We start from the raw sequence: 25,885 nt of genomic DNA, 5'->3' as shown, positions 1-25,885 counted from the left end.
AAACGCATGAAAGCCGTACACATCAAGGACCTCGAAGGCCCGTCGACCGTTTCGGTAGTCGAAGCCGACGCGCCCGCGCGCGCTGACGACCAGGTGCTGATCGACGTGCACGCGGCCGGGGTGTCGTTCCCGGACCTGCTGCAGACGCGCGGGCTGTACCAGGTGAAGCCGGAGCTGCCGTTCATCCCGGGCGCGGAGGTCGCCGGGGTCGTGGCGGAGGCTCCGGAGGGCGCGGCGGTCAAGGCCGGCGACCGGGTCGCGGCGCTGCCGTTCCTGGGCGGGTTCGCCGAGCAGGTCGCGTGCGCGGCCGACGCGGTGTTCCCGATCCCGGACGACCTGGGCTTCGACCAGGCGGCGGCGATTCCGTTCAACTATCTGACCGCGCATTTCGCGCTGTGCCGCCGCGGCCGGATGGCGGCCGGGGAGACCGTGCTGGTGCACGGTGCGGCCGGCGGGGTCGGGACGGCGGTCATCCAGGTCGCGAAGGCGTTCGGCGCGGGCAAGGTGCTCGGCGTGGTGTCCACGCCGGAGAAGGGCGAGACGGCGGTCGCCGCCGGGGCCGACGAGTACGTGCTGGCGGACGGCTTCAAGGACGCGGTGAAAGCGTCGACCGGCGGCCGCGGCGTCGACGTGATCGCGGACGTCGTCGGCGGCGACCGGTTCACCGATTCGCTGCGCTGCCTGGCCGCGGACGGGCGGATGCTGGTCATCGGATTCACCGGCGGGTCGATCCCCGAGGTGAAGGTCAACCGGTTGCTGCTCAACAACTTGGACGTCGTGGGCGTCGGCTGGGGCGCGTACGCGCTGCCGCGGCCGGGGTACTTGCAGGGGCAGTGGGCGGAACTGCTGCCGAAGCTGGCTTCCGGGAAGATCGTGCCTCCGCTGGGCGGGAGCTACCCGCTCGCGGAGGTGCAAGAGGCGTTGGAGGCCATCGAAAACCGGAAGGCGATGGGGAAGCTCACCCTGTCTGTGCGGTCGTAGCGGACTTAGCGCGGAGCGAGGTCCTGGGTGCCGACGGCGGCCAGCAACTCCAGACGGTCGCTGCCCGGCGGGGCGGTGAACCACAGGAGGCGCTGGCCGCCGTCTTCGCTGAGCAGGTTCATGCAGTCGAGCTCCAGGACGCCGAGCGCCGGGTGGACGAGCCGCTTGCGGTCCGTGCGCCGCACGGCGACCTCTCGTTGTTCCCAGAGGTGCGCGAATTCCTCGCTGCTCGCGCGCAGCGTCGACACGAGCTCTTCGGCCAGGGCGTCGCGGCCGCGTTTGGCGATCGCGGCGCGCAGGTCGGCGACGAAGACGCGCGACTGGTGCTCGTGTTCGTCCGGGTGGTACCGCGCACGCGCGGCGGGGTCGGTGAACCACTGGCAGACGAAGCTCGCTCGGACACCGTCGCCGGGCGCGGCGGGGCCGAGCAGCGCCTCGGCGAGGCGGTTCTGCACGAGCGGGACGCTGAGGTCGGTCATCACCTGCGCCGGCGTCGAGGTCAGCTGTTCGAGGAGGTTGAGCAGCGCGGGCTGGACGTGCGCGCTGCCGCTCGACGCGGGCGGCAGCGGACGCCCGGCGAGATGGTAGAGGTGATCGCGTTCGTCGCTGGTCAGCCGCAGTGCGCGGGCCAGCGCGGCGAGCATCTGCTCGGACGGCTGGGTGCCGCGGCCCTGCTCCAGTTGCACGTAGTAGTCCACCGAAGCACGCGCAAGGGTCGCCACCTCGTCGCGGCGCAGCCCGGCCACCCGGCGGCGCGGACCGGCGGAAAGGCCGACGTCCGCCGGGCTGATCCGGTCGCGCCGCGATTTGAGGTACACGCCTAGTTCGCGCAGGTCCATGCCGCCACTATGCCTCCGCGTGCGCTGCCCCAGCCAGGCGTCGTCAGCACCACTCAAGCGATGCGGAGCAGGGTTTTGCCTCGTGCGCGGCCTTGGGCGAGGCGGGCGAGTGCTCGGGCGCCGTCGACGAGCGGGAAGGTGCGGTCGACGAGCACGTCGAGGTCCAGTTCCGCCACTTTCGCCAGCCGGGCCGCGTCCGAGGTGTGGAACACGAACTCGGCGCCGTCGGCCGGGGCGGGAGTCGTCACGAGCCGTCCGCCTGGTTTGAGCACCTGCCGGGACCGGGCCCCGACCTCGCCGCCGACGGTGTCGAGCACGACGTCGATTCCGCGAAGCCGGTGGTCGAAGGCGACCTTCCGGTAGTCGAGGACCTCGTCGGCGCCGAGCTTCTCCGCGATGGCGATCCCCGAACCGGACGCGGTCGCGACGACGCGCGCACCGAGGCGCCGGGCGATCTGGACCGCGAAGCTGCCGACGCCCCCGGCCGCGGCGTGCACGAGAACTGTCTGTCCAGAGCGGACATTCGCGACTTCGGCCAGTGCCTGCCACGCGGTCGCGGCGGCGGTCGGGAGCCCTGCCGCGGTTTCCAGGCTGATCCCGGCCGGTGCGGGCGCCAGTTGTGCGGCGTCGATCACGAGCTGTTCGGCGAAAGCTCCGCCGGCGCCGGGATCCAGGCGGCCGATCACCGGATCGCCGATCTGCCAGCCGGGGCCCGGTGTCGCGATCGTGCCGGAGAAGTCGGTGCCCAGGACGTAGGGGAGGGTGACGGGGAAGTAGCCGTGCATGGCGCCGGAGGCGATTTTGAGGTCGAGCGGGTTGACCGCCGCGGCGGCGACGTCGACTGCGACCTGGCCCGGTCCGGGGGCCGGGGCGGGGACGTCGGCAAGGGTGGCTTCGGTGCCGAAGGCGGTGATGCGCAGTGCTTTCACGGGGGCTGCTCCAGTCCGGCCGCGAGGTGCGGCTCTCAGGCCAGAGTGCGGGGCCGGAGGGCGCGGAGCTAGGCGGCGGTTGTGCTGGTGATGGCGGCACTACCGTCCAGAAGCGACCGCGGCGGCGTCCTCGACCGGCAACCGGGTGCCGCGCTCGAAGATCGCGGCGAAGGCGGATGCGCCGAGAACCCGTTGCGCCGCTTCGGTGATCCGGTCGACGTCGCCGCGCTCGGCGGGCGGGAGCGGTGCGCCGACACTGCGTCGCGCGGCGTCGGCGGCACCGAGCAGCAACGCCGCGGTTTCCGGAACCGCCGTGCCCGCCAATCCCTCCAGCGACAACGCGAAAGCCCGCGGCTCGGCGAGCATTCGCGCGTATTCCAGACCTTGCCGGTGATATCTCTTCGCCTGCACCGCATCTCCCCGGAGTTCGGCGACGAAACCGAGTTCCGCGTACAGCAAATGGTCGCCCGCCGTCGAGGACAGACCGCGGTATTCGTCGCGGATGCGGGTCAGGTGGCGTTCGGCGGCGTCAAGATCGCCGGAGCGGCGGGCGCCCAGCGCGAGGCCCATTTCGGCGTGGATCCGGCCGTAGGCGTAGCCGTGCGCGGCCGCGCTGCGGAGGGCTTGTTCGTGCAAGTCGCGGGCTCGTTGCCAGTCGCGTTCAAGCAGTGCCAGGCGGCCGAGGCCGGACAGTCTCGCGGACACTTCCGCCTGCAAGTCCAGTTCGCGCGCGATGGCGAGCCCTTCGTGCTGGCGGCGCGCGGCTTCGGCGTAGTCGCCCTTGATTTCGGCGAGCGCGGCGAGCGGCGGGATGGTCTGCATCTCGCCCCACCGGTCGCCGAGGCGGCGGAAAATCTCGGCGCTGCGCAGACCGTCGCGGCCGAGTCCGGCGAGATCGCCGCGGACCAGGCTGAGCATCGCGCGCAGGCTGAGCGCCGCGGCGGTGCCCCATTCGTCGTCCTCGGCAGCCGCCAGTGCACGCGCGTTGACTTCGCGGCTGGCGGCGAGGTCGCCGACGCTGAACAGGCTGTAGGCGCGCAGCCATAGTGCGCGGACGCTGCCCGGGGAATCGGGCGGGGCTGGTTCGCCGGTCAGCAGGGCGAACGATCCATTGAGGACGGTGAGATCCGGATTCGGCCCGGCGACCTGGAGCACGGCGGACAGCATCCGGCGGCCCTCGGCGAGCCTGCCGCGCAGCAGCCACCACCAGGACAGCGCCGTCGCGAGCCGTACTGCCTCGGCGGGCGACCGGCAGACGGCCTCGTCCAGGGCCGCGCGCAGGTTGCCCGCTTCGGCGTCCAGCCGGGCGAGCCACATCCGTTGTCCGGTGCCGTGCAGTCGGGCGTTCTCGGCGATTTCGAGGTAGTGCCGCAGGTGCCGGCCGCGCGTGGCAGCCGGATCCGCCAACCGCTCGACGGCATACGCGGCAACGGATTCCAGCAACCGGTACCGGATCCCGGACGGTCCATTCGCGACGGAGACCAGCGACCGGTCTACCAGCCGGAGCACGAGATCGACCACGTCGCCGTCTCCCGCGCAGACCGCTTCGGCGGCGGCGAGATCGAAACTGTCGCGATGGACGGCCAGTCTGCTGAGGACGGTCCGCTCCGGTTCGCTGAGCAGTTCCCAGCTCCAGTCGAGCACCGCGCGCAAGGTCTGCTGCCGTGCCGGCGCGCCGCGCGAGCCTCGGGTCAGCACGGCGAACCGGTCGTTGAGCCGGGCGGCCAGTTCCCGCACGCCCAGGCCGCGCACGCGGGTGGCCGCGAGTTCCAGCGCGAGCGGGAGGCCGTCGAGGCGACGGCAGATTTCGGCGATCGTGTCGGCGTCGCCGGTGAAATCCGGGGCGGCGGCGGTGGCGCGTTCGGTGAACAACCGCACGGCATCGGCGGGCGGCAGCGGCTCGACGGCGAACACGGTCTCGCCGGGCAGGCCGAGCGGTTCCTGGCTGGTGACGAGGATCCGCAGGTCGCCGGTGGCGCGGAGAAGTGTTGTGACGAGTTCGGCGGCGGCGTCGACGACGTGTTCGCAGTTGTCCAGGACGAGCAGCATCCGCCGGTCGCGCAGGGCGGCGGCGAGTCGTTGGGCCGGGGAGGCGGCGTCGGCCGAGTCACGGATTCCGAGCGCGGCGGCGACCGTCTCGGCGAGATCGGCCGCGGAGCCGCGCACGCCCGCGAATTCGACCAGCCACACGCCGTCCGGGGCGCTTCGGGGAGAACCCGCCGCGGCCACCGCCAGCCGGGACTTGCCGACCCCGCCCGGCCCGGTGAGCGTCACCAGCCTGGCCGGCGACCCGGTCAGCCGGGCCAGGGCCGCTTCCCGGCCGACCAGCGGCGTCAACGGACGGGGAAGGTTGCCGTGTGGTCCGGCGGCCAGTCCGGGGTCCTGGCGGAGCAGCGATTCGTACAGCGCGCGCAGCTCCGGCCCCGGGTCGACGCCCAGTTCCTCGGCGAGGCGGGTGCGGAGACCGGTATAGGACGCAAGGGCTTCGCTCTGCCGTCCGCGCAGGTAGAGCGCGCGCATGTGCGCTGCTCGCAAGCCTTCCCGCAGCGGGTGCCGCGCGATGACGTCCGCCAGATCGTCCGCGGGGGAGTAGTCGCCTGCTTCGACCTGGGCCGCAGCTCGTTCTTCCACCGCGGCCAGGCGTAGCTCGGCCAGCCGGTGCGCGGCCGGTCTCGCGAACTCCTCGTCGGCGAAGTCGGCGAACGGCTCGCCTCGCCACAGGCCGAGGGCTTCGGCGAAGCGCGCCGCCCGGGCTCGGGGGTCTGTCGTCGCGCGAGCCCGGGCGACGAGGTCGCGGAACTGGGCGGCGTCGGAGCGGTCGATCCGCAGCCGGTAGCCCGCCGGCTGCCGCTCGACGCCTTCCCGGCCGACGATCCGGCGCAGCTGCGACACCTTGGCCTGCAACGCGCCGGCCGGTTTGCCAGGCGGGCGATCGCCCCAGAGGTCCTGGATCAGCCGGTCCGGGGCGACCGGTCCGCCGTCGCGGGCCAGGAGTGTCGCGAGCAGGGCGCGGACTTTCGCTTCGGGCACGGTGACTGGTGCGCCTGTCTCGTCCCATACCGCGAGCGGGCCGAGCACCCCGAACCGCATGCGTCGCCCCCCTGTTCGCGCCGTCAGCCCCACCGTCAGTCGATCGTAAGCATTCCCGAAGGCCCGGTCCGCACTGTGGGCGCATGAGCCCCACTTCAGCCGCCGTCGCGCCGACTCAGCGGCTTCCGCTTTTCGCGCTGCTGTCCCTCGCCACCGCGGTGTTCGTCACCAGCCTCACCGAGACGCTGCCGGCCGGTCTGCTGCCCGCGATGAGCGGCTCGCTCGGCGTCAGCCAATCCGCGACCGGGCAGACCGTCACGGTCTACGCGCTGGGCACTGTGCTGACCGCGATCCCGCTGTCCACTGTCACCGCCGGCTGGCGACGCAAACGGTTGCTCCTGACCGCGATGGCCGGATTCGCCGTGGCCAACACCGTCACCGCCGTATCGTCGGAGTACGGCGTGACGATGGTCGCGCGGTTCGTCGCGGGCGTCGCCGCCGGTCTCGCGTGGGCGCTGCTGGCCGGGTACGCCCGGCGCCTCGCCGAACCCGCTCTGCAGGGGCGTGCCATTGCCATCGCCATGGCTGGTATCCCCGTCGCACTGTGCCTGGGCGTGCCCGCCGGGACCTTCGTCGGCCAGTTGACCGGCTGGCGCACCGCGTTCCTCGCTATGACTGTGCTCACGGCGGTGTTGCTGGCCTGGATCGTCGTGGCTGTGCCGGACTTCCCCGGCCAGCCCGGGGGAGCGCGTCCGAAAATGCTGCCCGCGCTGCGGATCCCCGGAGTCGCGGCGGTCCTGTTCGTCACGCTGGTGTTCGTGCTGGCGCACACCGTGTTGTACGCCTACCTCGCCACCTTCCTCACCGGCCTGGACCTGGGCGGCGACACCGACCTGGTCCTGCTGACGTTCGGCCTCGCCTCGATCGCGAGCATCTGGATCGTCGGCGCGCAGATCCACCGGCGGCTGCGGTTGCTGACGGTCGTCAGTGCGCTGCTGGTCGCCGTCGCCGCGGCGTTGCTCGCGACCGAACCGGCGCTGGTCTACGCGGCCGCCGCGCTGTGGGGCCTCGGCTGGGGCGGCGTGCCGACGCTCCTGCAAACCGCGGCCGGCGAGGCAGGCGGCGAGTCCGCGGACACTGTGCAAGCGATGCTCGTGACGCTGTGGAACGCCGCGATGGCCGCCGGCGGCGTCGTCGGCGGGGTGCTGCTCGACGCGGCTGGCAGCGGCTCCTTCCCCTGGGCTGTGCTGGCGTTGATGGCGCCGGTCCTGGCGGTCGTCCTGCTTGCCCGACGGCACGGCTTCCCCGCGCGGGACGCTTGACGCCGCGGTCGCGGGAGATCTTGGATGGAACCGTGCCAGAGCCTGTGAACACCGACCTCGGAAGCTATCTGCGACGGATGCGCGAGCGCCTCCAACCCGCCGAAATCGGCCTGGTCAGCCGCGGGTCCCGGCGAGTGCCCGGACTCCGGCGGGAGGAGGTCGCCGCGCTCGCCGGGGTCAGTTCGACCTACTACACCCGGCTCGAACAGGCGCAGACCGCGCACGCGTCGCCGGAAGTCCTGTCCGCGATCGCCCGCGCGCTGGACCTGAGCGCGGCCGAGGAAGCGCACCTGCTCAAGATCGGCACGACCGCGCCCGCCCCGCCGGTGCGCCCGGCCACGACCGACGAACTGACCCCGCACACCCGCATGCTGGTGAACACCCTCGGCGCCGCGGCGGTCGCGGTGCTGAATTTCCGCTGCGACATCCTGGCGTGGAATTCGCTGTTCCACAAACTGTTCGCCGCCCATCTCGATTTCGCCGCGCCGGACCGGGACCGGCCGAATGTCGTCAAACTGAACTTCCTCGACGACAACGTCCGCGCGCTGTACGCGGACTGGCCGCTGGAGGCGCAGCAGAACGTCTCCTACCTGCGGTACATCGCCGCGGACCACCGGCACGACCCGCGGCTGGCCGAGCTGATCGGCGAGCTGACGATGGCCAGCCCGGAATTCGCGAAGCTGTGGGTCGGCCAGACGGTCGGGAATTGCACGGCCGGGGTGAAAACGTTCCGGCATCCGACGGTGGGGGAGTTCGAGCTGATGTACCAATCGGCTGAGCTGGGCGACGGAACTGTTCTGAAGATATATCACGCCGCGCCGGACTCGGCGCATGAGGCTGCGGTGAAGCTGCTGGCCACTGATCTCAGCTGATCCCAGCCTGACACTGGCAGTGCTAGTCACAGCGGGGATCTGGCTGTTTCCCGCGCCGGCCGCGAATCTGGCCGCATGACGACCGATACGGCTCACGTCCGCCTGACCGGCCGCCGCGTGATGGTGCTCGTGGTCCTGCTGGCCGCGCAGTTCATGCTGGCGGCGGATTTCTCCGTGCTGAACGTCGCGCTCCCGCGGGTCGGGGCGGACCTCGGCTTTCTCTCCGGCGATCTGCAATGGATCACCACCACGTTCGCGCTGTGCGCGGCCGGCTGCACGCTGATGTTCGGCCGCGTCGGCGATCACCTCGGCCGCCGCCGGATCTTCGCCGCCGGGATGGCCGTGCTCGCGGCCGCCTCGGCGGTCGGCGGCCTCGCCGGTTCGCCCGCGGTGCTGCTCGTGGCCCGGACGCTGCAGGGCCTGGCCACCGCCGCGGTCACCCCGGCCGCGCTCGCGCTGCTGACCGCCGCGTTTCCGGAACCTTCCTTGCGCACCAAGGCATTGGGGCTCAACGGGGTGATGATGAGCTCGGGCTTCACCGTCGGCTCGATCCTCGGCGGACTGCTCACCGACCTGCTCTCCTGGCGCTGGGCGTTCTTCCTCAACCTGCCGGTCGCGCTCGCCGCGCTGGCGGTCGTGCCGCTGGTCGTTCCGGAAAGCCGCGCGGAAACCCGCCGGAAACCCGACGTGCCCGGTGCGGTGCTCATCACCACCGGGCTGTTCGCGGGCGTCTACGGCATCACCCGGGCCGCCGAGTCCGGTTTGGACACTGCCGCTGTCTTCTCGCTCGCACTGGCGGCCGTCTTGCTGATCGCGTTCGGAATCGTGGAAAGCCGGACCGCCGACCCGCTCGTCCCCGCAGCCATCCTCCGGCACCCCGACGTCGCCTACGGCAACGTGGCCGCCCTGTTCCTCTTCGGCGGCGAGACCGCGCTGATCTTCTTCACCGGCTTGTACGTCCAGAACGTCCTGGGCCATTCCTCGCTGGTCGCCGGAATGGTGCTGGTGGGGATCGGGGCCGGCCAGATCCTCGGCGGCAGCATCGGCCCGAGGATCCTCGCGAAGGTCCGTCCGCGCACGCTGCTCGGCGTGGCGCTGGTCGGCCAGGGCGCGTTCATGCTGCCGGGCCTGTGGCTGGCCGCGACGAACGGCTGGCTGGCGGTGCTGATCGCCGCCGAGTTCGCGAACGCGGTCTTCTCGATGCTGGCGATGCTGTCGTTCCTGGTGCTCGCCACGTCGGCGGCCGGCGCGGACGCCCAGGGCCTCGCGACCGGGATGGCGACGCAGAGCCAGCAGATCGGCATGGCGATCGGGATCCCGCTGGCGAGCGCGGTGTTCACGACGGTCACGACCGGCGAACTGGACGCCATCCGGGCGGCGATCGGGGTGGACGCGCTGGCCCTGGTCGGTGCGGGGGCGTTCGGGTTGCTGCGCAGAGGAAAACGCTAAACGCTCTTCGTGAGATAAACCGCCCCGCGGATGTGCTTCCCGAGCGTGTCCGCGGGCGGTTCGGCCACCTGGTACCCCGCGCGCCGGTACATCGTCAGATTCCGCTCGCTGCCCGCCCCGGTGTAGAGCACCAGGCTGGTCGCCCGCGGAGGGGCCTGCTGCTCGGCATAGCTCAGCAGCCACCGCCCGACGCCCTGCCCGGCGAGATCGGGGGCCACCATCAAGCGGCCGATCTCCCAGCGGTCCTGCTCGAGGTGCGCGCGTACGGCAGCGACGAGCCGTCCGCCGATCCGGACGGTCCACACACGAGTGGTCTCGATCCAGCCGCGCACGGTGTCCAGGTCCTCGTGCAGGGCGGGGACGTCGAAGGTGTCGTTGACGATCGCCTGCGGGACCCAGCAGCACCGTTGCAGCACAAGGAGCTCGGCGGCGTCGGAGGGCTGGGCTTCGGACAGCTGGGCATCAGCGAGCGGCAAGGCGGCGAGGTCGGTCACGTCTCTCGATCTTGCGCGCCGCAGGAAGCCCTGTCCACCGAATATCAGCCGTTCGACGGCCAGGGCGGCCCCGGTATCGCCCGGCGCAACGCCGGTGCCACCTCGGCTTGGAACAGCTCCAGCGCGGCCCGGTGCTCGGATGGGGTCCGTCCGTCGCGGTCGGCGGACAGATGCGTCACCCGGTGGCCGAACTGTTCGTGGTACCGCAACACCTTCTCGGTCACCTGAGCAGGACTGCCGATCAGCGCGGAGCTTCGCTCGACGAAATCCGCCAGCGTCGGGAAAACCGGTTTCTGGCCGAGTTCGCGCTGGAGCGCCAGCCGGGCCTCGAAAATCGGCCGGTACGCGTCGAGGGCGTCCTGCGAACGGCTCGCCAGGTGGAATCCGGCCGTGCCCGCGCCGACCACCGCGTCGGCGGGATCGTGGCCGTGGAAGGCCCAGCGTTCGCGATAGTGCCGGATCAGTTCGGCGTACGGTTCGATCGGGTTGGTCACGTTGGCCGAGAACAGCGGATCGCCGTGTTTCGCGGCCAGTTCGACGGAGTCGCGGCTAGTGGCGCTGCCGTGCCAGATCCGGATCGGCTGCTGCAGCGGGCGCGGCCACACCTCCGCCGAGGCGAGCGGCGGACGGAACCGGCCGGACCAGGTGACCCGGTCCGCCTCCCACAGCTTGCGGAACAGTTCGTAGCCCTCGGCGTTGCGGTCCCACTGCTCCTCGGGCGTGACGTCGAACAGTTCGCGCTGGGCCGAGCCGTTGCCCTTGCCGATGATGAGTTCGAGCCGGCCGCCGGAAAGGTTGTCCAGCATCGAATAATCCTCGAACGCGCGCACCGGGTCGAGCAGGCTGAGCGTCGTGACCGCGGTGAACAGCCGGATCCGGCGCGTGCGGGCGGCGATGTGGCTGAGCACCACCGGCGGGGACGACGAGAGGAAGGGTCGCTCATGCCGTTCGCCGACGCCGTAGCCGTCGAAGCCCAGTTCCTCGGCGAGTTCGGCGTTTTCGACCACCTCGCGCAGCCGTGCGTCGGGGGCGGCGAGTTCGCCGGTGACCGGGTCGGGGGTGTGCGTGATGAGGGTGATCAGCAGGAACTTCACCGCAGCTCCAGATGTTCGCGCAGCGTCGACCCGGTGTACTCGGTGCGGTACACCCCGCGCTCCTGCAGTTCCGGCACGAGCCGGTCGACCACCTCGTCGATCGAACCCGGAACCAGCTGCGGGCTGAGGTTGAACCCGTCCACCACCCGGTCAGTGACATACCGGGCCCATTCGTCGGCGATCTGTCCCGGCGTCCCGACGAACGAGTGGTGCCGCGGTTCGACCTCCAGCACCAGTTGGTGGATCGAAAGGTTCTTCGCCTCGGCCAGATCGCGCCACTGCCGGATGCGCTCGAGCTTCCCGGTGCGGTGCTCGATCGAAATCGTGCCGCGCGACGGGTCCAGTTCCCCTTCTGCCGGTTCGATGTCCGGCAGCGGTCCGTGCGGGTCGTAGGCGGACAGGTCCTGGCCCCAATACTGTTCGAGGAACGCGATGGCGCGTTGCGGGTTGATCTGGCGGCGGCGGATGTCCTCTGCGCGTTCAGCGGCGTCGGCTGGCGTATCACCGAGAACCACTGACGCGCCAGGCAGGATGCGTACCGCGTCAGCGGGCCTTCCGTGGCGGGTCAGCCGCGCTCGCAGGTCGGCCGCGTAGGCCGCGGCCTTGTCGTAGGCGGTGTTCGCGGAGAAGACCACGTCGGCGTGTTGCGCGGCCAGTTCCCGGCCGCCGGGGGAGTCGCCTGCCTGGAACAAGACCGGCCGCCGAGGCGGGAGCGTCGGTTCGGCGCGCAGCCGCACCAGGTCGGTGTCCGCCGCCACCGGTCCGGCCCACAGGGCTTTCGCGGCTTCGACGAATTGGGTCGCGCGTTCGTAGCGGCGCTCGTGTGCCAGCCAGCCGCCGTGCCGGAAGTTGGCTCCGGTCCAGGCGTTGTCGGTGGTGACGATGTTCCACCCGGCCCGTCCGCCGGAGAGGTAGTCGAGCGAGGCCAGGCGGCGGGCGAGGTCGGCGGGGTAGTTGTAGGTGGTGTTCTGCGTGGCGACCAGCCCGATTTTCGTGGTGGCCCCGGCGAGCGCGCTCAGCTGGGTGATCGCGTCCGGACGGCCGGCGACGTCGAGGGCGTGCACGCGGCCGCGGTTCTCCCGGACCCGGAGGCCTTCGCCGAGGAAGAACGCGTCGAACAGCCCGCGTTCCATCGTGCGGGCCACCGACACGTAGGTCTCGATCTCGGTGTGCTCCGCGTTCGACGGGTCGTCCCACAGGAACTGCGGTCCGACACCGGTGTAGAAGACCCCGAGGTGCAGCTGCGCGGTCATGCGATTCCCTTCGACGACACGGCGAATCGGTTCCCGGGACGCGGGAGGCCCAGCGTCGTGCGGAGGGTCGCGCCCGGTTCCGGCGGGGCGTGCACCCCGCGCCGGCGCAGTTCCGGGAGCACTTCCCGGCTCAGCACCGGCAGGTCCGCCGCGCCGGGGTGCAGGCGCACGCCGTCGAGGTCGAGCTGTTCCAGCAAGGCGACCAGCCCAGCGGGAGACCCGGTGTAGCGGGTGCGTCCGCTCGGTGTCGGGTCCGCGGAATCGAAGCGGACTTCCAGCTCGCCGAACACCAGGGGAGCGCCGGCTTCACGGCGCCGCTGGAGATCGTCGGTGAGCACGATGTCCGGCCGGACGACGTCGGCGAACTCCTCCGCGGCCAGGACGACGAGGCTGCCCTGCGGCGGTCGCGGCGTGATCAGCGGGCCTTTGACGGAGAAGGTTTCCCCGGCGAAGTCCACGTGGTGGACCTTGTCCGGGTCCAGGTAACGGCCGGTGGCGAGGTCCTTGATGACCGCGTCGTCCTCCCACGAGTCCCACAGCCGCCGGATCGCTTCGACGACGTCAGCCACCTCCTGGCGGAGATCGCCCGGTTCGGCGCGGCCGACCGTCGCGAGCGCCTCCGGAGTGGCGGCGGTACCGACGATCCAGGCGGCGCGGCCGTGCGTGGCGTGGTCGAGGCTCGCGAGCTGGGCGGCCAGGTGGAACGGTTCGGCGGTCAGCACGTGCGACGTCGGGGCCAAGCCGATGCGGGACGTCCGGGTGGCGGAATACGCGGTGCGGACCGTGGCGTCGACCCGGAATCCGCCGGCGGGCGGGACGGGCGCGTCGTCGAAGGTGGCGAACGTGTACCCGGCGCGCTCGGCGTCGGCGACGACGTCCGCCAGCGCGTGCGGGCCGGTTTCCGGAGGTGCTCCGTCGCTGTCGAGTTCGACCGCGAGGTGCAAGGTTTTCGATGAACTCATGCGGGCACTGCCCCCTCGATTCGGTTGTGCCACAGGTAGCCCGGATCCGGGGTGCCCCGCACTGCCGCTCAGGATGTGGGCGGCTGGGGGATGTTGTTCCGGCAGGGTGTTCCCAGCTGGTGGACGAGGCGGACCAGCGCGGCCGGTCCGCCTACAGTCCTGCGGTCATGAGTTCAGATGCGAAGCCGCGAGGCGCTGCGCGGATCAGCGCCGACTGGGCCGCGGTGCTGGTCGCGGCCGTTCTGGTGGCGTTGGCGGCGTTCGGCGTGCTGCCGGCGATTCCCTTTCTCGTCACATGACCGCCGCACTGGAGAGCCGCCGCACGGTGCCCGCGGTCGTGAGATATCTGCCGGGGCTTCTGCTGTTGGCAGCAGTGGGCATTGCGGGAACACTGGCGCAGAACGGGATTCGCAGCCTCGGCCACGCGACCGGGACGGCGCTGCCGGACATCGAGTACGTGCTGTGGGCGATCGTCCTCGGACTGGTCATCCGCAATACGATCGGCGTCCCCGCGCTGTTCCGCCCAGGGGTCGGGACCTACGAGTTCTGGCTGAAGACCGGCATCGTCCTGCTCGGCGCCCGGTTCGTGCTGGGCGACCTCGCCAAGCTCGGCGGGTTCAGCCTGGGCCTGATCCTGGTCGACATGGCCGTCGCGACCACTGTGATCCTGTTAGTGGGCAAGGCTTTCGGCCTCGGCGGAAAGCTGTCCTCGCTGCTGGCTATCGGTACGTCGATCTGTGGCGTGTCCGCCATCATCGCGGGCCGCGGCTCCATCGACGCCGACGACGAGGATTCCGGCTACGCCATCGCCGCGATCCTCGCCCTGGGTGCGGTCGCGCTGTTCACCTTCCCGGCGATCGGGCACGCGCTGAACCTGACCGACACCGAATTCGGCCTCTGGGCGGGACTCGCGGTGGACAACACCGCCGAGACGACCGCGACCGGCGCGGCGTACTCCCCGCACGCGCAGGACATCGCCGTCGCGGTGAAGAGCACGCGGAACGCGTTGATCGGGCTGGTCGTCCTCGGCTACGCGGCATACTGGTCCACGCGCGGCGGCAAGGCGGTCGCCAGCGGGGTGAAGGGCCGCGCGGGCTTTGTGTGGCGCACCTTCCCGAAGTTCGTGCTGGGGTTCATCGCGGTCTCCGCCCTGGCGACCGCGCACGTCTTCACCAAGGCGGAGGTCGCCAGCCTCGGGAACCTGTCGAAGTGGGCGTTCCTGCTGTGCTTCGCCGGGGTGGGCCTGAACTTCGACCTTCGCCAGATGGCGCGCAGCGGGCTGCGGCCGTTGATCGTGGCCGCGCTCGGACTGGTGGTGGTCGCGGTGTGCTCGCTCGGGCTGGTGCTCGTGTCCTCGCAGTGGTTCAGCTTCTAGAACTTCTGGAACGACGGACGACCGCGCCGCCGCCAGACCCCGGGCGGCGGCGCGGTCGCGCGGTCAGCGTGCTTCCCGGGTCGCCGTGTCCAGTGCGGCCAGCAGAATCCCGGCGGCCGTGCGCACGACTTCCGCGGCGACGTTGAGCGGCGGCAGCAACCGGACCACGCTGTCGCCGCGTCCGCCCAGTTCGACGATGAGCCCGCGCCGCAGCGCGTGGTTCTGCACGGCCAGCGCGAGTTCCGACGCGGGCGCGCCGGTGCGCGGATCGGCCAGTTCGATGCCCCACATCAGCCCGGCGCCGCGCACGTCCGTCACCCACGGATGGCTGGCCAGCGGGGAAAGCAGTTCCTCGAACTGGTATCCGCGCTCGACGACGTTGTCCAGCACGCTGTCGCGGTTGACGACCTCGATCGCCCGCGCGCCCGCGGCGAAGGCGAGCTGATTGCCGCGGAACGCGCCGGCGTGCGGGCGGGGAGCCCAGTTGTCGAGGCGCTCGTCGTAGATGATCAGCGAGACCGGCGAGCCGATTCCGCTGAGCGCCTTGGACGCGACGATCACGTCGGGTTCGATGCCGTAGCGCTCGAAGGCGAACCAGGTCCCGGTCCGGCCGCAGCCGGTTTGCAGTTCGTCGACGATCAGCGGGATGCCCAGCTCCCGGGTCAGCTCGCGCACCCGGTGCACGAAATCCGCCCGCGCCGGGACCACTCCGCCCTCGCCCTGCACCAGTTCGAGCACCACCGCCGCGGGCAGCGGGAGGCCGCCGTCGGGATCGTGCAGCGAGCGTTCGAGCAGGTCCGGGCAGGTCGCCGCGCAGGTGTCCGGATCGTGGCCGGCCGGGCAGCGGGGGCAGGAGGAGTACGGCGGGTACTGCGTGCCGGAGAGAGCGCTCGCGCCGGGCCGCTGCCCGGTCAGGCCGAGCGCGGCGTGCGCGCTGCCGTGGAACCGGCCCTGGAACGACACGACTCCGCCGCGTCCGGTCGCGGTCTTGCACAGCTTGAGCGCGGCCTCGACCGCGTTGGTCCCGGCCGGTCCGCAGAAGTGCAGCTTCATCCGCGAGCGCAGGGCTTCGGGCAGCATCGCGAGCTGGGCCTCGGAGAACTCGTCCTTGACCGGGGTCGCGAAGTCGAGCGCGTGGGTCAGCTTGCTCAGCTGCGCGGTCATCGCCGCGACCAGTTCGGGATGGTTGTGCCCGAGGGAAAGCACGCCCGCCCCGGCGAGGAAGTCGATGAAGACGTTGCCGTCGGCGTCGCGCACGAAGCTGCCCGAGCCCTCGGTGATCGCGATCGGCAGCCGCCGCGGGCCGCGGCGGGCGTTCGGCTCCCGGCGGTCCTGCCGGGCGAGGTACTCGGCCGAACGCGGGCCGGGCAGGTCGCAGTAGACGGCGGGGCCGGTGAGCGGCGCGGGATGCTCGAGGGTGGTCATCTGGCCTGTTCTCCCCTGACAGTGGTGGTGGCGCGGCCGGTTTTCCCTCCGCGAAGGGCTTTCGGGGCGGACTGGCCCCGCGCGGACTTCGCGGCCGCCCGCCGGACGCGCTTCTCCCGGAACGAACAGAGCAGCGGTTTTCCCGATCGCCGCGGCAGCGGGTTGCCTTCTCCGGGACAGAACGGTCCGTTTCCCGGATGCGTTCCGCCGACGTCGCGCCGCGGTTCCGGCGCCGAGTCCGTCATGCACTCCTCCTCTTTTTCGCAGGGATTCGCCAACCGTAGGAAAACGGTCCGCGGTGAGGAAAACGGTGTGTCGAGAGCGAAAGCGGGGAGGGCCGCGCCGGTGCTCGGCCCTCTCCGGCCGACCTCGCTGGAATGCCGCGGGGCACAGAGTAGCGCAGCCGGTTCCGGCCGAACGGAGGGTCGGCGGCGGCCGGGTGGCGTCCGGCTGCGGAAAGAAAAGAATCGGCCGCGATAAGGCAAGGCAATGCGCCGGGAGAGTGAACGCGGCGATTTCGCGGAGTTCGCCGTACTGGGCTGAACGACTGAAACGGCAACGGCGTTCTCGGTTCCGCGAAACGGGGCGTGAATATTCACGATCCGTTTCCGGCGTGTGAATCGGCGGGAAGGGCCGCATGGTGAGATGTTTCCGCGAGTGGCGCGGCCGACGTTCGAGAATATTCCGGCGGGGAGAAATGTGGACCTTTCCGGGGTTTTTCTGGTCTTTTCGCCGTCTGGGTCCGGCGGCGGGTGCGGTTTCCGCCGGGAAGGAGCGGCGGACCGCGGTTTCGGCGGCGGGGAGCGGCGGGGCTGTCGGGCGGGTGGTCCAGACCATCGTGGTGGTCCGGACCGCTGGTCCGCCGGCTCCGGTCGCTCGCGGACGGCGGCGGGCGCGAGCGCGTCCGGGGGAGCGGGCCTGCTCCGGCGGGGCGCGCGCGGCCGGGCCGGGCGGAGCAGTGCGGGTGAACGAGGTCCGCGAAGCTGCGTTTATCTCGACCGTTATCTACGTTTGAAGAGCAAGTAACGCACAGTTCTTTCTGTTGGAAAATTTCCGGTGCTTTGGTGGAGGGCAGTTTTGGGCGGGTGATGGGCAAGATACCGTTGCGGTTGAGCAGTGATTTATTAACCAGATGTGCGGCGGTGACCATGACGGACTGTCGCCCCACTGCTACGCGCCGAGGCGATCTGTGGCCGATCCCACTGCCTCTGTACACCTGCCGTTTCCGTTTCGTAATCTTCTCGAGCTTTTGCGGTGACCTGCGATCTACCCCGAGGATCAGCGACCCGAAGCCGCCGCGCGCCGTCGCGGCTCGCTGCCTGGTTCAGGCACGAGGACGGCGGTGCGGTGTGACAGCGAAGGAGCCCACCTACCGTGGGACGGCACAGCAAACCCAGCAAGACGAAGACAGTCCTCCAGCGCACCGGCGCGACCGCGGCTCTCGCGGGAGCCACCCTCGGCGGCATCGGCCTCGCCGGGGCCGGCACGGCCAACGCCTTCCCGGGGCAGGCCGGCATCGTCAAGTGCGAGAGCAGCGGCAACCCGAAGGCGGTCAACAACACCGCCGCGGGCCAGCGCGCGGGCCGCCCCGCCGGCCTGTTCCAGATCGTCACGAAGACCTGGCTCGCGAACGGCGGCGGCCAGTTCGCCCCGACGGCCGACAAGGCCACCCCTGCGCAGCAGCAGATCGTCGCGGACCGGATCTACGCGAAGCAGGGTTCGGCCCCGTGGCAGTGCCGCGGCGGCTCCGGTCCGGCGAGCTACGCGGACTTCGGCGGCGACACCTCCGGCGGCTCCGCCGAGGTCGAGGCCGTCGCCGCGAAGCCGAAGGTCGAGGTCAAGGCCGAGACGAAGGTCAAGTCCGCGCCCAAGCACGCCGCACCGTCCTCGAACCCGGACGGCAGCTACACCGTGGCCGCCGGCGACACCCTCTCCGGCATCGCGAAGAACCTGAACGTCGAGGGCGGCTGGCAGCACCTGCAGCAGCTGAACGCGAAGTACATCCCCGACGCGAACCTGATCCTGGTCGGCCAGAAGATCGTCACGAAGTAACCTGCCGAGGCCCTGGCCGGGCCCGCGCCGCTTTCCCCCGGGCGGCGCGACCCCGGCCGGAGGCCGCTGGTGCACGCGCGCGCACGTGCGCTCGGGCACCGAACGCGCGCCCCGGCGGCCGGCGTGCGGGGCGGGCGGGCCTGCATTGTGGGAACACAGGCCGGTTCGCGCCGCACGCCTTGCCTCGTGGGGCTTTCGAGTGCGCGAACGGGCGCTTGGGCGCCGCGCGGATCGTGAGTTGGCGGAGGTTTTCGAGTGCGCGGGACCTGTGCGCGTGCTCTGCGGGAAGAAGAGCCTGCCTGTCCTGCGTGCCTTGCCTTGAGCGCCCGGTTCGCGGACTGTCTTGCCGGTGTTTCCGCGAGAAGAGTCGGAAACACGCTCGGAACTCGCAGCCGAAATGCGGCCGCTGCTGTCGCGCTGGCCGTGTTCCGATGGGGGCTGTGCGATGCATCGCCGTGAAGAATCCCGTGGCAGCGCGGCGCGCCAGTTCGGTGTATTCGCCGCCCACGTCACGCACGAGAACTCGTGCGGTTACGATTTTCCGCCCGCATCCGGACGGTGAGTGGCGTTCCCGGCAGCCGGAATCCGCAGCGGAACGCTCCGCAGCAAAGACAGCGCATCAGCGCTCGGACTCCCAGGCTCAGCCTGATAGACAATCAACTGCTGCCCAGTCGCACCGCGCACGTCGAAGGCTTGATAAGTCAACGTCAGCGGCCCAACCGCCGGATGCACGAACTGCTTCGGTTCGCGGGTTTTCCCGCGCACTTGATGGGTCTCCCACAGCACTCGGAACTGCTCGCTGCCCTCGCTGAGCTCCGCGGTTAAGCGAGGCAATGCGGGATCTCCCGCGGCGGCGCGCAGGTTCGCCACGGTGGCTTGGGCCGTCCAGTCCCAGCGGGCGTAGAACTGCCGACCCGCTGGGTCGAGGAAGGTCATGCGGGCCAGGTTGCCGGCTGCGGCGAAAGGGGAGAACAGGGCGTCGGCGAGGGCGTTCGCGGCCAGGATGTCCAGGACGCGGTTGAGCACGAACGCGGGCGCGTGCGGGTGGCCGTCCATGAGTTGCCGCAGTTCCGGGCTCACGCTCTGCGAAACGGGGGACGGCAGGTCGGGCGGGGCGGCGCCGGCTAGGCGGTACAGGTGTTCGCGGGCGTCGGGGTCCAGGTCCAGGGCGCGGCTGAGGGCGTCGAGCACCTGGGTGGACGGCCGGGCTTCCCGGCCTTGCTCCAGGCGTGCGTAGTAGTCGACGTTCACTCCGGCGAGCACGGCGACTTCCTCGCGGCGCAGTCCCGCGACTTTGCGTCTGCCGGAGTAGCGCACGCCGGCGTCCTCCGGGGAGCGTTGTGCGCGGCGTGCTCGCAGGAAGTCGCCCAGTTCCGTGCCCATGCGGACCAGGGTAGGCGGCGGCTGGGTGGGTGTGACACGTCCTGTCAGCGAGACTCGAAGCGGCTGAGACTGGGCGGCATGACGAGTGAATTGGCGGGAAAGGTCGCCCTGGTCACGGGTGCCGCGCGGGGGGTCGGGGCGGCGACGGTCGCTTGGCTGCGCTCCCGTGGGGCACGAGTGCTGGCGACCGACATCCGGCCGGAGGCGGAGCAGCTGGCCGGCGACGGGGTGGCGGTGCTGGTCGGCGATGTGTCCGAAGAGGACGTCGCGTTGCGGTCGGCGGCTGCGGCGATCGAGCGGTTCGGCGGGCTCGACATCCTGGTCGCCAATGCGGGACGTTCGGTGAACAAAGCGATCACTGAGACGACCGCGGCGGACTGGGACGAGGTGATGTCCGTCAACGCCCGCGGGGCGTTTCTGCATGCGCGGGAAGCATTTCGGGTGATGCGCGACAACGGCGGGGGAGCGATCGTCACGGTCGGCTCGTTCGCCAGCACGGTGGGGTTGGCCGAAGCGGCGGCGTACAGCGCGTCGAAAGGAGCGCTGGCACAATTGACAAAAGTGCTCGCACTGGAAGGCGCGCCGCACGGAATTCGTGCGAATGTGGTCGCTCCGGGCGTGATCGAGACAGATCTGCTCGACACTTTCCGCGCCGACAGCCGGGCGTATCTGCGGTCTTTCGGCGACGCCCATCCGCTCGGCCGGGTCGCGCAGCCTGAAGAAATCGCCGAGGTGATCGGGTTTCTGGCTTCGCCGCGGTCCGCGTTCGTCACCGGTGCGGTCGTAGCCGCCGACGGCGGCTACACGGCGGCTTGATTTCCCTCCGGCGAAAGGAAATATCCCATGCGGCTTGGCGGCAAAGTTGTGTTGCTCACTGGAGCGACCGGAGGGATTGGACAGGCTACTGCTGAGCTGTTCGCCCGTGAAGGGGCCAGTCTGGTCATTACCGATGTCGATTACGGCGCGGTGGAGAAACTCGCGGCGAGGCTCGGGACTGACGTGCTCGCCGACCGGTTGGACGTGTCCTCGGCGGACAACTGGCGTGAAACCGTCGAACGGACCCAGCAACGGTTCGGCCGTCTCGACGTGCTGGTCAATATCGCGGGAATCGTGGACTGGCCGGGGATCGAGGAAACCGGGAAGGACGCCTGGGACCAGGTGATCGCGGTCAACCAGACCGGGACCTGGCTCGGGATGAGGGCCGCGATGCCGCTGTTGCGCGCCTCCGGCAACGGGTCGGTCGTCAATACCTCCTCGGTGCTGGGGCTGGTCGGCAGCGGCGCGGCTGCCGCGTACCAGGCGTCGAAAGGGGCGGTGCGGCTGCTGACCAAGACGGCCGCGGTCGAGTACGCGACGCGCGGGGTCCGGGTCAATTCGGTGCACCCGGGCGTCATCGCGACGCCGATGATCCAGGACCTGCTCGACGAACAGGGCGACCAGCAGCCCGACATCGTCCGCACGCCGATGCGCCGCGCGGGCAGCCCGGCCGAGGTCGCGCACGCGATGCTGTTCCTGGCCGGCGACGAATCCTCGTTCGTCACCGGAACCGAACTGGTCGTGGACGGCGGGCTCACCGCGCATTGACCTCGGCATCATCTACTATCCGGCATAGTAGATGAGATCCGGCGAGACGAGCACCTTGGCGGCTGCCCGCGGGCGGCGTTCGAACCGGGTGTCCGCCGGTGCTCGCGGCGGGCTCGTCCTGGCCGGGTTCGCGGGCGGGGGGTGTTCGCGGCGGCGGCACGAGCAGCCGGGGCATGAGGTTCTTCCGGTTTCCGCACGTCCGCCCACGGCGGAGCTGAAGTCGGCGGTCAAGGTGCGCGACGACCGACCGGAGCGGGAGGAGCGAGCCAGTCGGGAAGCCCCGTGCCTGCGCGCCGGTGACCGGCACGGTCGCCTCGAACTACGGCATCCGCTGGGGAACGACCCACTACGGCCTGGGCGTCGCGAACGCCATCGGCACCCCGGTCCGGACGCCGCTCGCCGGGACGGTGCTCTCGAACCGGGCGGGTGACCTCGGGTGGACGCCGGGGCGGAGCGTGCGCGACAATACATGCACGTTTCGCAATATGTCAGGGACGGTGCGGGTGAGCGAGCAACACCAAGGCCATGGTCACGGCGTATCCGCGGGCGCGGACCGCATGTGGCTGGTGCGGGCGCTGGCGCTGATCGTCGGGTTCATGGCCGTCGAGCTGGTCATCGGCCTGATCGCCGGGTCGCTCGCGCTGATCACCGACGCCGGCCACATGCTGACCGACGCCGCGTCGATCGTGCTCGCGCTGGTCGCGATCCGGCTGGCGGCGCGTCCGGCGAAGGGCGGGTTCACCTACGGGCTCAAGCGCGCGGAAATCCTGTCCGCGCAGGCCAACGGGATCACCTTGCTGCTGCTGACCGCGTGGTTCGGCTACGAGGCGGTGACCCGGCTGATCGAACCGCCGGAGGTCCAGGGCGCGCTGGTGCTCGTGACCGCGCTGGCCGGGATCGTCGTGAACGTCGCGGCGAGCTGGTGCATCAGCCGGGCGAACCGGTCGAGCCTGAACGTCGAGGGCGCGTTCCAGCACATCCTCAACGACCTTTACGCGTTCATCGCGACCGCGGTGGCGGGCGCGATCGTGTGGTGGACGGGATTCGCCCGCGCGGACGCGATCGCCGCGCTGGTCGTCGCCGCGCTGATGGCGAAGGCGGGCTGGGGGCTGGTCCGCGAGTCGGGCCGGATCTTCCTGGAGGCCGCGCCCGCGGGAATCGACCCGGAGACGGTCGGCGAGCAGGTGGCGTCCGTCCCGGACGTGGTGCAGGTGCACGACCTGCACATCTGGCAGATCACCTCGGGCGAGCCCGCGCTGTCCGCGCACGTGCTGGTGCGGCCCGCCGCCGATTGCCACGCCGTGCGCGCCGGGATCGAGGAGATCATGCGGTCGCGGCACCGGCTCGACCACACGACATTGCAGGTGGACCACGCCGACGAGGACCGGGCCGAGCACTGCGAACGGTCGCACGGGCCGACGTACCGGTTCACCGGGCGGTCCTGATCCCGCCACCAGAAGGAACCGCGTGCGAGCCGCTTCGGCCCGGCGGCCTCCGGAAAACGAGCCGGAGAGCGGGGAAACCGCCGGATGAGCGAGCCCTAGGATGCGTGGCGTGCAAGGACTCGGCGAGCTGGAATCGGCGGCGATGGACGTCTTGTGGCGCGCGAGCGAAGCGCGCACCGTCCGCGAAGTGCTGGAGGCGCTGAACCGGGATCTCGCCTACACGACGGTCCTCACCGTCCTCGATCATTTGCACAGCAAAGGCTGGGTGGAACGCGAAAAACGCAGCCGCGCCTACTGCTACACGCCAGCGCTGTCGCGAGAGGAAGCCGCGGCGCGCGCGATGCGGAACCTGCTCGCGGACGTGGGCGATCCCGAAGGGGTGCTGCTGCATTTCGCGCGGTCGGCGTCCGAGGGGGAGCGGGACGCATTGCGGCGCGGACTGCGGAAGCGCTCGTGATCGTCTCCGCGGCGCTCGTCGCGACTGCGGCGATGGCGGGTTGCCGCGGACCGTTGTTGCTGCGTCGCGTATTGCGGGCACGGATGCCGGCGACGCTGCGTTTTGGCGCGTGGATTCTGTTGCTGGGCGGCATGATCGCGGCCGGAGCAGGTGCGGTAGCGACGGCGTTCGCGCTGGCGTCGATCCGCCTGTATCGGCGTCAGCTTCGCTTGCGCGACCGGCCTCGTCGTGCTCTCCGAAGGGCTCGCGAAGGATCTCTCCGAAACCGAACTCGCCGCGGTCGTCGACCACGAACGGTCCCATCTGCGCGGACGGCATCACCGCCTGGCCGGGTTCGCGCACGCGGTGTCGGCGGCGCTGTCGTTCGTTCCGCTGGCCCGGCGGTCGCCGGAGTTCGCCGCCGCTGCGGTCGAGCTGAGCGCGGACGCCGCGGCTGGGCGTCGGCATGGAGCGGCGACCGTCAGCGCGGCGTTGGACCGGATGCATCCGGTGCGTTCGGCGGACACGAGCTCCGGCTCGAACACCTCGCCCGCGGGCGGCACACCGCGATTACCAGTGTTCTCGCCTTCGCGACGGCCGCGTTACTCCCCGTGAGCACAGCCGTGGCCCTGATCGCCGCCGGGGCCTGGACGGCGACTCCCGCTCTGCTCCACGCCTGACCGGTATGACTACTATGTCCGGTAGTAAGGGCGAACGGGGGCAAATCAGGTGCTGGGGCGAAAAACGCAGATCATCGGGGGGATCGTTGCCGGGCTGGCGCTGACGGCGGCGTGCACGTCCGCACCGGAGCCCGGTCCCGCTGCCGGCGCCGAACAGAAGACCAGCGCGGCGCCGGCGCCCGCGACCCTCGACCTCGGGCCGAAGGACGGCTCGAACGACGTCGCACCGGGTGAACCCGTCACCGCGGTGGCGGGCGGGTCCACGCTCAGCGAGGTCACCCTCGCCGCCGCGGACGGCACCCCGGTTCCCGGCGGGATGGACGCCGCGAAGCAGCGCTGGACCAGCAGCAAACCCCTGGAATACCGCACGAAGTACACGCTCACCGCACGCTCCGCCGGCGCGGACGGCAACCCGGTGACCCGCACGAGCACCTTCACCACCGCGACCGCGAAGGCGCAGGCGTACCCGTCGGTGATCCCGCTCGACGGCGAGACCACCGGCGTCGGCATGCCGATCACGATCAAGTTCTCCGCGCCGGTCGCGGACAAGGCCGCTGCCGAGAAGATGCTCACCGTCACCTCCGACAAGCCCGCCACCGGCGCGTGGCGCTGGTTCGGCGACGACGAGGTGCACTACCGCACCAAGGAATACTGGCCCGCGTACTCCACGATCACCCTCGACATCAAAATCGCCGGCCGTGCGCTCGGCAACGGGGTGTTCGGCAAGGCCGACCGCAAGATCAGCTTCAAGACCGGCCCGTCGATCATCTCGAAGGTGTCCGACAAGGAAAAGCAGATGCGGACGTACAAGGACGGCCAGCTCGTCCTGACGTCCCCGGTCAGCCTCGGCAAGCCGTCGGCGCGCAGCGTCTCGGGCACGATGCTGATCATGACCGTGCAGTCGCCGTACACCATGGACTCCAGCACGTACGGCGTGCCCACCGACTCGCCGGGCGGCTACCGCACCACGGTCAAGTACGCGCTGCGGCTCACCAACTCGGGTCAGTTCCTGCACTCCGCGCCGTGGTCGGTCCGGCAGCAGGGGCACACCAACACCTCGCACGGCTGTCTCAACGTCAGCGTCGAGAACGCGAAGTGGTTCTACGAGAACTCCCATCGCGGGGACGTCGTGACGGTGACCGACACCGGCGTCGACCTCAAACCCGGCGACGGCTGGACCGACTGGCGCTTCAGCTGGGACGAATGGCAGAAGAAAGACTGAGCCCGCCGCGGCGCGGCGCACCGGGGAACGCCGGTGCGCCGCGCGCGGGTCAGACGGACTGGCGCGGCCGGGGCGAAAGCACGTCCTCTCCGTAGATGCCCTGCAGCCAGTTGGTCTGGTAGATCGTGTCGAGGTACCGCTCGCCGAGGTCAGGGGCGACGGCCACCGCGGTCAGGTGGTGTGCGTCGTGTTCGGACAGCCAGCTCGTGGCTCCGCTGACGACCGTCCCGGTCGAGCCGCCGAACAGGAAGCCGTTGCGCGCCAGCCGATGGCACGCCCGGACCGAATCCGGTTCCTCGACGAGGACCACGTCGTCCACATAGGACTCGTCGAGGATCGCCGGGCGCACGCTGGTGCCCAGCCCGGGCAGCATCCGCCTGCCCGCCGGGCCGCCGAAGGTCACCGAGCCGACGCTGTCGATCGCGACGATCCGCACCGGCCGGTGCCATTGCCGGAAGAACCGCGCGCAGCCCATCAGGGTGCCCGTGGTGCCCGCGCCGACGAACAGCACGTCGAGATTCGGGAACGCGGCGGCGATCTCCGGTCCGGTGCGCTGGAAATGCGCTCCCCAGTTGTCCGGGTTGGTGTACTGGTTGAGCCACACGTAGCGCTCGTCGGAGGCGACCAGCATGCGCACGTGGTCGATGCGCGCCCCGAGGAAACCGCCTTCGGGGCTGGGTTCGGTGATGATGTGCACCTCGTTGCCGAGCGCCTCGATCGCGCGGCGCGTCGCGAGGTTGCAGCGGGAATCGGTGACGCACAGGAACTTGTACCCCCGGCTGGCCGCGATCATGCTCAAGGCGACGCCGAGGTTGCCCGAGGACGATTCGACGATGATCGAGCCCGGCCGCAGCAGGCCGTCGCGTTCGGCCGCGTCGACCATTTCGGTCGCGGCCTTCAGCTTGATGGAGCCTGCGAAGTTGAACCCCTCGCACTTGAGGTAGAGCGAATAGCCGAAACTCCAGCGGAGGTCGACGTACAGCGCCTCCTCGTTGAAAGCTTCGGGAACGGTGATGACTCGCACAGTTTTCTCCCCTTCAGGCAAAGCTCAGTGGCGG

General features: G+C 70.7%; 23 protein-coding genes. 13 read left to right on the top strand and 10 right to left on the bottom strand.

Annotated elements, in window-relative coordinates; genetic code table 11:
• Positions 1-6: 6 nt before the first annotated feature.
• Positions 7-981 (top strand): NADPH:quinone oxidoreductase family protein, encoded by a 975-nt coding sequence (locus L3Q65_RS19215; protein ID WP_182893192.1) that lies wholly within the window; start codon positions 7-9, stop codon positions 979-981.
• 5 nt (positions 982-986) lie between these two features.
• Here L3Q65_RS19215 and L3Q65_RS19210 read toward each other — a convergent pair whose 3' ends face one another.
• The 3 genes from L3Q65_RS19210 to L3Q65_RS19200 form a co-directional block, all read right to left on the bottom strand.
• The gene (locus L3Q65_RS19210; RefSeq protein ID WP_182893191.1) at positions 987-1,820 is read right to left on the bottom strand and encodes a helix-turn-helix domain-containing protein; all 834 of its coding nucleotides are present in this window, start codon (positions 1,818-1,820) and stop codon (positions 987-989) included.
• A 53-nt stretch (positions 1,821-1,873) separates the two neighbouring features.
• Entirely contained in the window at positions 1,874-2,749 is an 876-nt protein-coding gene (locus L3Q65_RS19205) for an NADP-dependent oxidoreductase (RefSeq protein ID WP_237600461.1), read from the bottom strand.
• A gap of 99 nt (positions 2,750-2,848) precedes the next feature.
• The gene (locus L3Q65_RS19200) at positions 2,849-5,839 is read right to left on the bottom strand and encodes a BTAD domain-containing putative transcriptional regulator (protein WP_237600460.1); all 2,991 of its coding nucleotides are present in this window, start codon (positions 5,837-5,839) and stop codon (positions 2,849-2,851) included.
• 83 nt (positions 5,840-5,922) lie between these two features.
• Here L3Q65_RS19200 and L3Q65_RS19195 point away from each other — a divergent pair, with 83 nt between their 5' ends.
• From L3Q65_RS19195 to L3Q65_RS19185, 3 genes are all read left to right on the top strand, one after another.
• Complete coding sequence (locus tag L3Q65_RS19195; protein WP_182893188.1) at positions 5,923-7,101, top strand: MFS transporter; 1,179 nt, start codon at positions 5,923-5,925, stop codon at positions 7,099-7,101.
• Between the two features lie 32 nt (positions 7,102-7,133).
• Positions 7,134-7,973, top strand: coding sequence for a helix-turn-helix transcriptional regulator (locus L3Q65_RS19190; protein WP_182893187.1), 840 nt, complete (start codon positions 7,134-7,136; stop codon positions 7,971-7,973).
• A 75-nt stretch (positions 7,974-8,048) separates the two neighbouring features.
• Positions 8,049-9,422 carry an MFS transporter gene (locus L3Q65_RS19185; RefSeq protein ID WP_182893186.1) on the top strand — a complete coding sequence of 458 codons (1,374 nt, stop codon included), beginning with the start codon at positions 8,049-8,051 and terminating at the stop codon, positions 9,420-9,422.
• Here L3Q65_RS19185 and L3Q65_RS19180 read toward each other — a convergent pair.
• From L3Q65_RS19180 to L3Q65_RS19165, 4 genes are read right to left on the bottom strand one after another with little or no spacing between them, the layout of a single operon-like run.
• Entirely contained in the window at positions 9,419-9,916 is a 498-nt protein-coding gene (locus tag L3Q65_RS19180) for a GNAT family N-acetyltransferase (protein WP_182893185.1), read from the bottom strand. The two genes, L3Q65_RS19185 and L3Q65_RS19180, sit on opposite strands and share 4 nt — an antisense overlap.
• 44 nt (positions 9,917-9,960) lie before the next feature.
• On the bottom strand, positions 9,961-11,010 hold the full coding sequence (locus L3Q65_RS19175) for an LLM class flavin-dependent oxidoreductase (RefSeq protein WP_237600459.1): 1,050 nt from the start codon (positions 11,008-11,010) through the stop codon (positions 9,961-9,963).
• Positions 11,007-12,263, bottom strand: a complete 1,257-nt coding sequence (locus tag L3Q65_RS19170) for an LLM class flavin-dependent oxidoreductase (RefSeq protein ID WP_237600458.1) — start codon at positions 12,261-12,263, stop codon at positions 11,007-11,009. Before L3Q65_RS19170 ends, L3Q65_RS19175 begins: the two co-directional genes overlap by 4 nt.
• A complete protein-coding gene (locus L3Q65_RS19165) occupies positions 12,260-13,225 on the bottom strand; it encodes an LLM class flavin-dependent oxidoreductase (protein ID WP_237600457.1) in 966 nt (321 codons plus the stop codon). The genes L3Q65_RS19170 and L3Q65_RS19165 overlap by 4 nt, the downstream gene beginning before the upstream one ends.
• A gap of 167 nt (positions 13,226-13,392) precedes the next feature.
• Here L3Q65_RS19165 and L3Q65_RS47330 point away from each other — a divergent pair, with 167 nt between their 5' ends.
• Together L3Q65_RS47330 and L3Q65_RS19160 are read left to right on the top strand one after the other, a co-directional pair.
• Positions 13,393-13,524, top strand: coding sequence for a hypothetical protein (locus tag L3Q65_RS47330; protein ID WP_255751364.1), 132 nt, complete (start codon positions 13,393-13,395; stop codon positions 13,522-13,524).
• Entirely contained in the window at positions 13,521-14,600 is a 1,080-nt protein-coding gene (locus L3Q65_RS19160; RefSeq protein ID WP_182893181.1) for a YeiH family protein, read from the top strand. Before L3Q65_RS47330 ends, L3Q65_RS19160 begins: the two co-directional genes overlap by 4 nt.
• Before the next feature lie 63 nt (positions 14,601-14,663).
• Here L3Q65_RS19160 and L3Q65_RS19155 read toward each other — a convergent pair whose 3' ends face one another.
• On the bottom strand, positions 14,664-16,025 hold the full coding sequence (locus L3Q65_RS19155; protein WP_182893180.1) for an aspartate aminotransferase family protein: 1,362 nt from the start codon (positions 16,023-16,025) through the stop codon (positions 14,664-14,666).
• A 1,374-nt stretch (positions 16,026-17,399) separates the two neighbouring features.
• Here L3Q65_RS19155 and L3Q65_RS19150 point away from each other — a divergent pair.
• Entirely contained in the window at positions 17,400-18,077 is a 678-nt protein-coding gene (locus L3Q65_RS19150) for a transglycosylase family protein (protein ID WP_182893179.1), read from the top strand.
• Positions 18,078-18,608: 531 nt separating this feature from the next.
• Here the strand turns inward: L3Q65_RS19150 and L3Q65_RS19145 are convergent.
• Positions 18,609-19,460: a helix-turn-helix transcriptional regulator gene (locus L3Q65_RS19145; protein WP_182893178.1), complete on the bottom strand. Its 852-nt coding sequence runs from the start codon at positions 19,458-19,460 to the stop codon at positions 18,609-18,611.
• A gap of 78 nt (positions 19,461-19,538) precedes the next feature.
• On the opposite strand from L3Q65_RS19145, the gene L3Q65_RS19140 reads away from it, so the two are divergent.
• The 6 genes from L3Q65_RS19140 to L3Q65_RS19115 all read left to right on the top strand — a co-directional run bounded on the left by L3Q65_RS19140 (position 19,539) and on the right by L3Q65_RS19115 (position 24,827).
• Positions 19,539-20,276, top strand: coding sequence for an SDR family NAD(P)-dependent oxidoreductase (locus L3Q65_RS19140; protein ID WP_182893177.1), 738 nt, complete (start codon positions 19,539-19,541; stop codon positions 20,274-20,276).
• Between the two features lie 27 nt (positions 20,277-20,303).
• On the top strand, positions 20,304-21,044 hold the full coding sequence (locus L3Q65_RS19135; protein ID WP_182893176.1) for an SDR family NAD(P)-dependent oxidoreductase: 741 nt from the start codon (positions 20,304-20,306) through the stop codon (positions 21,042-21,044).
• A gap of 296 nt (positions 21,045-21,340) precedes the next feature.
• Complete coding sequence (locus L3Q65_RS19130; RefSeq protein WP_237600456.1) at positions 21,341-22,489, top strand: cation diffusion facilitator family transporter; 1,149 nt, start codon at positions 21,341-21,343, stop codon at positions 22,487-22,489.
• Between the two features lie 109 nt (positions 22,490-22,598).
• Positions 22,599-22,946: a BlaI/MecI/CopY family transcriptional regulator gene (locus tag L3Q65_RS19125; protein WP_182893175.1), complete on the top strand. Its 348-nt coding sequence runs from the start codon at positions 22,599-22,601 to the stop codon at positions 22,944-22,946.
• Positions 22,947-23,174: 228 nt separating this feature from the next.
• Positions 23,175-23,540, top strand: a complete 366-nt coding sequence (locus tag L3Q65_RS19120) for a M48 family metalloprotease (protein ID WP_237600455.1) — start codon at positions 23,175-23,177, stop codon at positions 23,538-23,540.
• A gap of 114 nt (positions 23,541-23,654) precedes the next feature.
• The gene (locus L3Q65_RS19115; RefSeq protein WP_237600454.1) at positions 23,655-24,827 is read left to right on the top strand and encodes an Ig-like domain-containing protein; all 1,173 of its coding nucleotides are present in this window, start codon (positions 23,655-23,657) and stop codon (positions 24,825-24,827) included.
• Between the two features lie 49 nt (positions 24,828-24,876).
• Here the strand turns inward: L3Q65_RS19115 and sbnA are convergent, their stop codons facing one another.
• Positions 24,877-25,851: a 2,3-diaminopropionate biosynthesis protein SbnA gene (sbnA, locus tag L3Q65_RS19110; RefSeq protein ID WP_182893172.1), complete on the bottom strand. Its 975-nt coding sequence runs from the start codon at positions 25,849-25,851 to the stop codon at positions 24,877-24,879.
• Positions 25,852-25,885: the final 34 nt, after the last annotated feature.

The sequence above is a fragment of the Amycolatopsis sp. FU40 genome, from assembly GCF_021903635.1.
Classification (GTDB): Bacteria; Actinomycetota; Actinomycetes; order Mycobacteriales; family Pseudonocardiaceae; genus Amycolatopsis; species Amycolatopsis dendrobii.
This window is presented reverse-complemented; position numbering and strand designations above follow the sequence as displayed.